The organism is Actinoplanes sp. NPDC051494 (genome assembly GCF_044454705.1).
Lineage (GTDB): Bacteria > Actinomycetota > Actinomycetes > Mycobacteriales > Micromonosporaceae > Actinoplanes.
The window spans coordinates 1-10161 of the sequence record NZ_JBITDZ010000024.1; the positions used below are offsets into that span (position 1 = coordinate 1).

Genomic DNA, 10161 nt, shown 5'->3' on the forward strand with positions numbered 1-10161 from the left:
TCCACCAAACTGCCGGAGACCTCGCTATTTATCGATCACCGCCACGCCGTGACTTCAGCCCGGCCACCCACAACCACTTTTGAAACACGCCCTAGTGCCAGAGCGGGACCAGGCTAGTGCCACAGCGGGACACTAAGTACTGAACCTGTGTACCTCTATGAACCAACCCCCTCCTACGGAGGGGGTACGCGCGCAACTCGCGATCGACGTCGATGCCAAGTCTTCGACCACCACCGACCTGGCTGCCGTCGAGCCCTCGGCACCGAAACGCAAACGGATGAGCGGCATCATCACCAAAAAAGCCGAACGGCTTCCTGACGAATGGACTGTCTCCGCCGAAATGATCGAATGGGCGAGGAGAGAAACCCCCAACGTCGGCCGATTCGCCACAGAGAAGTTCCTCGACCATTTCAGCAGCGAAGAAACCGGCAAGAAACTGAAGAAGGATTGGGACGCCACCTGGCGCAACTGGATGCGCACCGACCAAGAGCGCTTCGAGGAACGCAACGGCTTCCGAGGCGAGGCACCGACCAACCAGCCCGGTAACGACCTGGCCCGCGTCGACGACAACGGGCGCCGGGCAGGCGGCCTCAGCAGCATCCGCTCCCCCGCCGACCAACGCGTCGCCGACGGCCAAGCCCTCTACGAGAAATACCGACGCGAACAGGAGAACGCACGTGGACAAGCCTGAGGTGGTGCTGCTGCTGACCCTGGCCGGCACCTTCGACTACCGCCGGGTCGGTGACGCCGACGTGGAAGCCTGGCACCTGGCCCTCGACGACATCGATTTCGTCGACGCGAAGGCCGCGGTGGTGGCGCACTACCGGGCCACCCGCGACCGGCTCATGCCGGTCGACGTCCGCCAGGGCGTGAGAACGATCCGGGACGCCCGCCACGCGCAGGAGCCGACCGCGGCCCGGCAGTTGCCGGGCCGGTTCGAGGACGACGCGGACCGGGCGGACCGGGCCCGGCGCGGTGCGGCACCAGTGCACGCCGTGATCGCCGAGATCGCGCAGCGGATGCAGCAGCGCGCTGATCACGTTCCGGGCGCGGCCATGAACCGGCTCCGGGAACTCACCGACGGCCCGGCGTGGGCTGACAGCGACGAGGCAGGCCGATGAGCGACTTCGACCGGACGCCGCCGCAGGACGTCGAAGCCGAGAAAGCCGTCCTCGGGGCGATGATGCTCGACGTCGACGCGTTGGACGCCATCGCGGAAATCCTCGGCGGTGCGGACTTCTACCGGCCCACCCACCAGACCGTGTTCGAGGCGATCACCGGGCTGCGCAACGTCAGCCAGCCCGCCGACGGGCACACCGTCGCCGCTGCCCTGGCCGAGTCCGGGGACCTGCAGCGCATCGGCGGAGTGCCGTACCTGCACACCCTGATCAAGACTCCGATGTCCGCGGTGAACGGCCCGTACTACGCCCGGATCGTCGCTGACCGGGCCGTGTCCCGGCGCATGGTTGAAGCCGGGACGAAGATCGCACAGCTCGGCTACCTGTCCGGTGGCCAGGCCGGAGGCGGGGTGCTCCTCGCCGATGCGGTCGCTTTGTCGCAGCAGGCCATCCATGACATCACCGCCCGGGAAGCCACCGAATACTCGTCACTCGGGGACATGCTGCAACCCACCCTGGACGACATCGAAGGTGCGGCCGGGGCCGGCGGCCAAGCCCAGGGAGTGCCGACCGGGTTCGCGGACCTGGACCGGCTGTTGAACGGGCTGCAAGCAGGTCAGCTCATCATCGTCGCCGGACGCCCGGGTCTCGGGAAGTCCACGGTCAGCATGGACTTCGCCCGGCACGCCGCGATCCGGGCCGGGATGCCGTCCGCGATCTTCTCCTTGGAGATGTCGAAAATCGAAATGGTGATGAGGCTTCTGTCCGCCGAGGCCCGGGTGCCGTTGCACAACCTGCGGTCCGGGCAACTGTCCGATGGCGAGTGGGCGCGGATGGCAAAGAAGATGGGCGAGATCGGCGACGCCCCGATCTTCGTCGATGACACCCCGTCCATGAACCTCGCTGACATCCGGGCCAAGGCTCGCCGACTGAAGCAGCGTCACGGCCTGAAGCTCCTGGTCGTGGACTACCTGCAGCTGATGTCGTCGCCGAAGAAGACCGAGTCCCGGCAGCAGGAAGTGTCCGAGCTCTCCCGGGGTCTGAAGCTGCTGGCCAAGGAGGTCGAGTGCCCAGTGATCGCGGTCAGCCAGCTGAACCGCGGGCCGGAGCAGCGCCAGGACAAACGCCCGCAACTGTCTGACCTGCGTGAGTCCGGGTCCATCGAGCAGGACGCCGACGTGGTGATCCTGCTGCACCGCGACGACTACTACGACAAGGAATCGGTCCGGGCCGGCGAAGCAGACTTCATCGTCGCCAAGCACCGAAACGGCCCGACGGACACGGTGACGGTCGCAGCCCAGTTGCACCTGTCCAGGTTCGTCGACCTGGCCATCGTCTGACCTGCATGGACAGGGAGCTGAACGCTCGAATCGCTCAGCTCCCCCTCCACCCATCCTGCACCACGACTTCTGGAGGTCACCATGAACGACGAGATCCGAGCCGACTGGCAGCGCGCGATCGACACCGACCCGCGTATCGGCCAACTCGCCGACGCCGCGTGCGAGATCCTGCGGACGGCTGAGCCGGGCCGCCGGCTCGCCGCGAGCATGTACGGCGATGTGCGCCAGTACCTGGAACGCCTGGTCGGATACGCGCGGACGCTGCCTCTTCCGGACGGCAGCCGTACCCGGATGGACGCTGCGCACGAGCGGTTCACCGAGATCATCACGCGCCCGGTCGAGATCGACGCGACGGATGACGAGTTCCTCGGCGGTGACCGGGCGTACGACGTCACCCACGACGTGATCTTCACACGGCTGTGCGAGATCGAAGAGCGCGACGAGGAGAGCCGCTGATCCGGCAGGGTGACCTGCCGATCCGGGCCACCTCGCACCCCGTCCAACGCACGACCACGACCACGACCACGACGAGAGGACACGTCCATGCACCCCGAATCGGCCCTGCCCGGCCTGCCCGAACCACCGCTGACCCTGGCCCGCGTGCTCGGCCTTCCCGCCGGAATCACCCAGCTCGGTGAGCGGCGCTGGGAGGCCCCCGACGACGACATGACCCACCACCCCGACGAGCGGTCCGTACTGGAGGAACCGTGCGAGCATCTCGGCGGCAAGTCCTCCAGCTTGGTCTCCAAGCGCACCGACCTCGTCGTCTGTGCCGGTGCCGGTGCCGGGTCCAAGGCGCAGAAGGCCGAGGAACTGGAACTGCGCACGATGCCCGCGGAGACGTTCGCGCAGCTGCTCGCCGCGTACACCGCCGGGGACCAGGACGCCGTCGACGCGTTGCTGGCCCGCCGGTAGTAATCAGCGAAACCACCGGCAACGTTGGTCAGAGTGGGTAGCGCCGGGCGGCAGCACCGCCCGGGCCATCGCACGGTTGACCAGCGTTGCCGTTGGCTTGGGCCGGAGACTGCTGGCAGGCCTGGTGGTGAGCGGGTCGAGCCACGCCGGGCACAGCGACCGCGGCGATCGACCCGGAACCGCTCCCGTATCCCGACGAGCAGGACATCACGCCGAGGAACTCGGCTGGCGGGCATTACCAGTCGAGGCGACACCCGAAAAGCCCCAAAGGCGGGCTGCGCAAATGATGCGTCGTCATTACACTGCCCCTAGCACGCTCACTACGTCCATTAAGGAGACACCGTGCGACTGCGCAACAGGATTTTCACGTTACTGACCGCTATTTTGTCAGCGGTTGTAAGCTCGGTCGTGCTCGCTGCACCACCGAGTCAGGCCGCTCACAAGATCATCAAGGGTGCGTTGGGCAGCGTTGTTTACAATCAATGCCTGTGGGCGCCCGCAAGCCTTTCGGGAGCTCTCTACACTGATGCCTGCAGCGGGCAGGGAAATACCAGGGCTAAGTGGAACATTCACTACGTCTCTGAAAACTGGGAAGGCTACGGTAACGATATGGTGGTACTGGAGAGCATCCAGTACCCAGGCAAATGCCTCGTCCTGCCTGGACAGGGAAGTGCGTACCTTGGTACCTGCAATTGGACAACAGAGGCGAACTACAACACGTTCGAGGCATTCTATGCTGGGTACTTGTTGAACGGGAACCCCGTGTACCAGATGAAGAGCACTACCCTGTGGCGGCAGGGCCAACGGAATCGCTGCCTAGGCGGGGGCGGTAATACCCCGGTCGTGACTTGGGAGTGCAACAACACTTTGAAATTGACGTACTGGACGCAGTCAGCGGTATTGTAAGTTCGGACAGATCCACAAGTGTTTGGTCCCGTGTTGCCGTTATTTTTGGGCCGGAGGCTGCCGGAAGGCCTTGCTGAAGTAGCCCGCCGCGATGTGAGCGCGTGCGCCGGGGCCAGCAGTGTCGGGCTCGTCGGGCAGTAGGGCCTGGGTGGGCTCGTGGTCCGGTTGCAGGCCGCGCCACGAGGGATGGCGAAGGTGCGTCTGCGGTGTCCAGGTTCGATAGGCCACCCGGGCGACCAGTACCGGCTCGACCCAGGTTGCGGCCGTGGTGTTAACGGTCTCGGCGTGCAGGGGTGCGCCGCCGCGGCGGACCCCGGCGAGCTCGGCCAGCAACCGGCGGCGTTCCGCTGCGGTCATGCCGGTGCCGACCCGGCCGACGTAGTGGAGTCGGCCGTGGCGGTCGTAGGCGCCGAGCAGCAGCGCGCCGAGGGAGTTGTGCAACCAGCCGCGTCCGGGCAGCCAACCGCAGACCACGACATCGGCGGTGTGCGGGATGACGGTCTTGACCCAGGCCGGTGATCGTCGCCCGGGCAGGTACCGGCTGTCGGCGCGTTTTCACACCACGCCTTCCAACCCCTGGTCGGTGGCCACGGCCAGCACCTCGGCGCCGGCATCTGGGAAACACGGCGGGGTGGCCACGGCAGGGGCATGAAGGGCCAGGTCCTCGAGCAACTCGCGGCGCCGATGGTACGGCTCCGCGGTGGTGGCCCGCCCGTCGATGTGCGGCACGTCGAATACGTACAGGGTCGCGGGCACCGTGCGCAGCAGTCCGGCCGTGGGGCTGCGGACGGTCATGCGCTGCTGCAGCAGAGAGAAGCTGGGCCGGCCGCCGCCGTCCAGGGGCGCCGGTAAGAAACATGTCACCAGCCGCAAACGAAGGTCAGTCACATCTGCTCGACGCAGCCAGCGGCAATGTCCTCGGCGAGTGGGTTGGGCATTGCTAAAAGTTCCTAACACGATCTGCTGAATCGATGTTGATCAGCGCGACGATGTGAAGATCAGTCTCGTTCGGCCGGGTATGAGCAAGGCGTGGATCGTTGATGACGGCCTGTGGGATTTGATCGAACCGCTGCTACCGCCGTGGCCGGCCAAGGCTCCGGGACCACGGCCTGTCCTGGACCGGTTGTGCTTGCAGGGCATCTTGTTCGTGCTGCATACCGGGATCGGCTGGGAAGACCTGCCGCAGGAGCTCGGGTTCGGGTCCGGAATGACCTGCTGGCGTCGCTTGCAGCGCTGGACGGAAGCCGACGTGTTCGACCAAATCGACCAACTCCTGCTTGCCAGATTGAACGCGGCGAACCGGATCGATTGGACCCGGGCGGCGATGGACGGCAGTCACATCGACGCTAAAAAGGGGGTGCCGGCACAGGTCCGTCGCCGGTCAACCGCGGCAAGCCCGGTAGCAAGCATCACCTGATCTGCGACGGGAACGGCACCCCGATCTACGTACTGACCAGCGGCGCGAACGTGCCCGACATCAGCCGAGCCCTTGACCTGCTCGACTGTTATCCGCCGATTGTGGGACGCCCAGGCCGGCCACGACGGCGTTTCGATGCCCTGCTGGCCGACAAGGCCTACAGCAGCGCCGCCTTCCGCCAGGCCTGCCGTGAACGTGGCACCGAACCGATCATCCTGAAACCCAAGACACCCGTCATCCCGAAACCCAAGACACCCGGCATCAAAGGCCTCGGCAAGCTGCGCTACGTCGTCGAGCAGACCTTCGCCCTGCTGCATCAGTTCCGCCGACCCGCCGTGCGCTGGGAACGACGCCTCGACATCCATGACGGCTTCGTCAGCCTCGCCTGTGTCCTGATCTGCTGGCGCCGATTGATCAACTGGACCACCCAGAGATCGTGTTAGGGGCAGTAAGGTGCGGACACGGGTCCCGTTACAGATCCGACCCGGGGAAATACCGTCAGCACCCGGTTGTATCAGGATCGTTCGTTGCCGGACAACTCTTCTAGGCACTGGAGAACTACCTGCGGCCAACACTTGGCCAGCACCGACATCGGCACACGCCAAGACACCACCGCCAACACTCCGCCCAGAATTCGACCGGCCCGCTCGGGGTCGGGACGAGCGACCACAGCGGCCACTGCGGTCAGCGCCCTCGCCTGCACGGAAGTGATGGTAATAGAACGGGCCACACTCTCCGCCCACCCGGGGTCAGCGCCAGCGACCGCCCCGACCACCGCGGCCAACGCCCTCGCCTGCGCGTACGGGTCAGTGATGGAACGGGCCACACTCTCCGCCCACCCGGGGTCAGCGCCGGCGACCGCCTCGACCACCGCGGTCAACGCCCGCGCCTGCTCGTACGAATCGGTGATGGAACGGGCCACACTCTCCGCCCCCACGGCGAGCTCCCGGGCCCGCTCAGAGTCGGCGCCGATGATCGCCGCGGACACAGCGGCCAACGCCCTCGCCTGCGCGTACGGGTCAGTGATGGAACGGGCCACACTCTCCGCCCACCCGGGGTCAGCGCCAGCGACCGCCTCGACCACCGCGGTCAACGCCCGCGCCTGCTCGTACGAATCGGTGATGGAACGGGCCACACTCTCCGCCCACCCGGGGTCAGCGCCGGCGACCGCCTCGACCACCGCGGCCAACGCCCGCGCCTGCCCATACGTGACGGTGATGGAACGGGCCACACTCTCTGCCCACGCGGGGTCAGCGCCGGTAATCGCCGCAGACACAGCGGCCAACGCCCGCGCCTGCGCGTACGGGTCAGTGATGGAACGGGCCACACTCTCCGCCCCCACGGCGAGCTCCCGGGCCCGCTCAGGGTCAGCACCGGCGACCACCGCGGCCAACGCCCTCGCCTGCCCATACGTGACGGTGATGGAACGGGCCACACTCTCTGCCCACGCGGGGTCAGCGCCGGTAATCGCCGCAGACACAGCGGCCAACGCCCGCGCCTGCGCGTACGGGTCAGTGATGGAACGGGCCACACTCTCCGCCCCCACGGCGAGCTCCCGGGCCCGCTCAGGGTCAGCACCGGCAATCGCCTCGACTACCGCAGTCAACGCCCTCGCCTGTCCGTACGGGTCGGTGATGGAACGGGCCAGGGCTTCGGCTCGGTCCGGTTGTCCGAGAGTGGCCCAAACGGCGGGCAGGATAGTAGGGATCTGGTTGTTGCTGCCGGCGAGGCTGGTACGGCGGATACACAGCCTTAGCATCGCGTTGAGATCGGGCTCCGGCCCGGCGAGTACCAGGTTCTGGCATACGGTGATCTCGGTCAGGGCTGTGGCGTCGCCGTCGGTCAGATCGAGCATCCGGTCATGCCGAGCCGGGTCGGTGACCAGAGTGACTAGCCTACGCAGATCATGGGCGGCGGTGAGCATGCCCGGGTAGCCGCGCAGCAGATACTCGGGGGTCCCGGCCGGCCACGCGGCACGGCCGTTACCCGGGGTGCGGTAACTATCAGCCCAGACATGCAGACGGGCACAGTAGGTGGCCAGCCCGGACTCGCCGAGGTAGCCGGTAGCGGCCTGCTGCAGTTCCTCATGACCGAGCAGATACACCTCCCGCCCGGTCCCCGGATCCCAATGCGCGGTCCGGCGGGCGAAAGTACGCCCGGCCACGGTGTGCAGCACGTCCTCGATCTCGACCAGCCCGGCCCCGGTCAACTCCCGCAGGTCCGGACCTGACAGTCCACCCCGGGCCGCGGTCAGTAACCCGAGCAGGTCCTGCTCGACCGGGCTGCCATCGGCGAGGCGTCTGAGTTCGGCCTTGCTGAGACGTCGCAGATTCTGCGCGTACGCCGATGCGGACAACCGGCGCACGATGCCCGGATCACGTAGCGGATGCCAGTCCGGCACATCATCCGGGACCGGTGGGTTCGCCCGCCCGGCCACGATCACCCGCATCCCCGCCGGCGGATCACCAGGTAATAGCCCAGCGATGCTGTGAGCGCTACCGCCGCTGCTGGTGCTGCGGTCCTCGTCCAAGCCGTCGACCAGCAACACCAGCCGCATTCCCCGCAGCCGGCACTCCTGCGCCGCCCGGGCCAGCAGGTCCAGCAGCCACGCCTCTCGCAACCCCTCATCAGTCACCGGGGGCGGTTGCTGACCGGTCAACGCCACCAACTGTTCACTCACCGCCGCAGTGAACGCCGCCCGGGTATCGGATCCGGCCAGCCGGGCGGTGATGAAGAACGCCACCACCTGCACCCGTGAGCGGACCTGAGCTGGAGGATCAAGGACGAACGTCGATAGCAACGCCGACTTACCCGCCCACGGCCCCGCCTGCCACCACACATACGGGCCCCGCTGCTCGTCCAGACAGAACCCGGCCAACTCGGCCAGCTCCGCCACGCGGTCCACCAGCTCAGGTGGGGCAATCCGGCGCAGCTGCGCCAGATACGCCGAGCGGACTGATACCAACGGCCCCGAACCGGACAGGAACACGTTCACCGTCGCGGCCGTGCCGACCCCGACCCCACCCTGCTCGCTATATCCGACCACACCCGATCCACCGGCCATGGCCTGCCACCGTGGTACCCGGCGGTCACGGACACCGTCACCGGGTCCGGTCAGTGGCCCGACCGACCCGGCACCCGAGGGTCCGGCTCACCACCGCGATCACCCCGGCCGATATGGACCGTGCCGGCCTGCCCGATCGCCGTCGCCTCATCGTGCGCGGTCGCGGTCACCCCACCGGTGAACACCGCCGACCCCGGCGCAGCCAAAATCTGTGTCCCCGCCGCCCGCTGCGCATCCTGGAGCCGGGCGACCAGATCGGTGACCGTCTGCGCGAACTCCTCGTCGCGGCGTGCGGCTGCGGCCACCGCCAACTCGACCTGCTGCCGCGTCAACTCACTGACCAGCCCCGACTCACCGGCCGCTTCCTGCGCGAGATCTTCCTGCACCGGCACACCCAGCTTGGCCAGGACCACCTCATGCAACCGATCCGCGCCCATATCGATCGCCGCGTCCACCGTCTCATCTGCTCGGCCCGCAGCATGCCGCGCCTTACGCACCGCCCAAGCGATCACCATCCCGGCAACCACCGAAGCCTCCACCACCGGCACGACCTCACCACCCTTCCGAACGAAGTCAGAACCTCACCCCACCATGGACCAGCACCGCACCACCACAACGACCCACCCCACCGTCCCCGAACAGGCGACCCAGTCCGCGTACCAGAGCCTCTGTGCAGAGGGCTTGCGCCCAGCGTGTCGCGGTGGTGGTGCTGACCTGGAAACGTTCCGCGGCCCGGCGTAACGGCCAGCCGTCGTCGACGAACTCGCCGGCGTCGATCGCGGCCCTTGGAGCACTATCTACTACAGCCCGGCGCCACCACCGTCACCGGTGGAGCCGCCGCAGCACGACGACGGCTTCACCCAGACCGGGCCTCCCGACGAAACGTTCTGGCCGAATCCGCCCCCATCGCCTCGGCGCCAGGCCCGGCCCGAGCCGGGCACCAAGGCGGGCCAGCTCTGGCCGAACCGGCCCGCCCGCGCCCTGGACGCTCTGCGCCAGCTGATGCTCGGGCTGTACCCGTTCCTGATGATCGGCGCCGGGGCAGGTATCTGCTACACCGACCTGCTCCCCACCATGCTCGACACCGCCACCATCACCGGCGCGAGCCTGATCCTGCTCGTCCGACTGATCCCCCACAACGCCTACTGGCACCCCCGGGCACCTGACGATCCGGTCAACCACGACATCCAGCAGCCAGCCCCCGGCATACCCGGGCCTGGCAGATAGAACGACTACCGACGGCACCGCCCCGGCCGCATCAGCGGTCTGCGCGGGCGCAGTTGTCTCGGACAAGGGAAGGCTGCGCGGGACTGTCAAGAAAACGGTGTAACTCGATCTTGTCGAGGGGTCAGTTGCGGCGTGCGGACAGGCGGCCTTCGAAGGCTAGGTCGAAGGCGTTGA

Annotated in this window: 12 protein-coding genes; 8 read left to right on the top strand and 4 right to left on the bottom strand. The window is 67.3% G+C overall.

Annotated elements, in window-relative coordinates:
• Nucleotides 1–157 precede the first annotated feature (157 nt).
• The 6 genes from ACIA6A_RS41275 to ACIA6A_RS41300 all read left to right on the top strand — a co-directional run bounded on the left by ACIA6A_RS41275 (nt 158) and on the right by ACIA6A_RS41300 (nt 4279).
• Nucleotides 158–691 (top strand): hypothetical protein, encoded by a 534-nt coding sequence (locus ACIA6A_RS41275; protein WP_396103618.1) that lies wholly within the window; start codon nt 158–160, stop codon nt 689–691.
• Entirely contained in the window at nt 678–1121 is a 444-nt protein-coding gene (locus tag ACIA6A_RS41280) for a hypothetical protein (protein ID WP_396103619.1), read from the top strand. The genes ACIA6A_RS41275 and ACIA6A_RS41280 overlap by 14 nt, the downstream gene beginning before the upstream one ends.
• Nucleotides 1118–2458, top strand: a complete 1341-nt coding sequence (dnaB, locus tag ACIA6A_RS41285) for a replicative DNA helicase (RefSeq protein WP_396103620.1) — start codon at nt 1118–1120, stop codon at nt 2456–2458. Before ACIA6A_RS41280 ends, dnaB begins: the two co-directional genes overlap by 4 nt.
• A gap of 81 nt (nt 2459–2539) precedes the next feature.
• Complete coding sequence (locus ACIA6A_RS41290; protein ID WP_396103621.1) at nt 2540–2914, top strand: hypothetical protein; 375 nt, start codon at nt 2540–2542, stop codon at nt 2912–2914.
• Nucleotides 2915–3001: 87 nt separating this feature from the next.
• Nucleotides 3002–3373 carry a hypothetical protein gene (locus ACIA6A_RS41295; protein ID WP_396103622.1) on the top strand — a complete coding sequence of 124 codons (372 nt, stop codon included), beginning with the start codon at nt 3002–3004 and terminating at the stop codon, nt 3371–3373.
• A gap of 342 nt (nt 3374–3715) precedes the next feature.
• The gene (locus ACIA6A_RS41300) at nt 3716–4279 is read left to right on the top strand and encodes a hypothetical protein (RefSeq protein ID WP_396103623.1); all 564 of its coding nucleotides are present in this window, start codon (nt 3716–3718) and stop codon (nt 4277–4279) included.
• Between the two features lie 39 nt (nt 4280–4318).
• Here ACIA6A_RS41300 and ACIA6A_RS41305 read toward each other — a convergent pair whose 3' ends face one another.
• Nucleotides 4319–4753 (bottom strand): hypothetical protein, encoded by a 435-nt coding sequence (locus ACIA6A_RS41305; protein WP_396103624.1) that lies wholly within the window; start codon nt 4751–4753, stop codon nt 4319–4321.
• Between the two features lie 81 nt (nt 4754–4834).
• On the bottom strand, nt 4835–5074 hold the full coding sequence (locus ACIA6A_RS41310; RefSeq protein WP_396103625.1) for a hypothetical protein: 240 nt from the start codon (nt 5072–5074) through the stop codon (nt 4835–4837).
• 223 nt (nt 5075–5297) lie between these two features.
• Here ACIA6A_RS41310 and ACIA6A_RS41315 point away from each other — a divergent pair.
• A protein-coding gene (locus tag ACIA6A_RS41315) for an IS5 family transposase (RefSeq protein WP_396103626.1) occupies nt 5298–6139 on the top strand; the annotation gives its coding sequence in 2 pieces (ribosomal slippage) (nt 5298–5628 and nt 5628–6139; 843 coding nt in all).
• A 71-nt stretch (nt 6140–6210) separates the two neighbouring features.
• Here ACIA6A_RS41315 and ACIA6A_RS41320 read toward each other — a convergent pair.
• Complete coding sequence (locus ACIA6A_RS41320; RefSeq protein WP_396103627.1) at nt 6211–8760, bottom strand: hypothetical protein; 2550 nt, start codon at nt 8758–8760, stop codon at nt 6211–6213.
• 50 nt (nt 8761–8810) lie between these two features.
• Complete coding sequence (locus tag ACIA6A_RS41325; protein ID WP_396103628.1) at nt 8811–9308, bottom strand: chromosome partitioning protein; 498 nt, start codon at nt 9306–9308, stop codon at nt 8811–8813.
• Between the two features lie 280 nt (nt 9309–9588).
• Between ACIA6A_RS41325 and ACIA6A_RS41330 the strand changes: the two genes are divergently transcribed.
• Nucleotides 9589–9987 carry a hypothetical protein gene (locus tag ACIA6A_RS41330; RefSeq protein WP_396103629.1) on the top strand — a complete coding sequence of 133 codons (399 nt, stop codon included), beginning with the start codon at nt 9589–9591 and terminating at the stop codon, nt 9985–9987.
• Nucleotides 9988–10161: the final 174 nt, after the last annotated feature.

Coding starts and splice junctions, on each gene's coding strand:
- ACIA6A_RS41295 (WP_396103622.1), top strand. CDS start 3,002: ATGCACCCCGAATCGGCCCTGCCCGGCCTGCCCGAACCACCGCTGACC.
- ACIA6A_RS41275 (WP_396103618.1), top strand. CDS start 158: ATGAACCAACCCCCTCCTACGGAGGGGGTACGCGCGCAACTCGCGATC.
- dnaB (WP_396103620.1), top strand. CDS start 1,118: ATGAGCGACTTCGACCGGACGCCGCCGCAGGACGTCGAAGCCGAGAAA.
- ACIA6A_RS41290 (WP_396103621.1), top strand. CDS start 2,540: ATGAACGACGAGATCCGAGCCGACTGGCAGCGCGCGATCGACACCGAC.
- ACIA6A_RS41320 (WP_396103627.1), bottom strand. CDS start 8,760: ATGGCCGGTGGATCGGGTGTGGTCGGATATAGCGAGCAGGGTGGGGTC.
- ACIA6A_RS41310 (WP_396103625.1), bottom strand. CDS start 5,074: ATGACCGTCCGCAGCCCCACGGCCGGACTGCTGCGCACGGTGCCCGCG.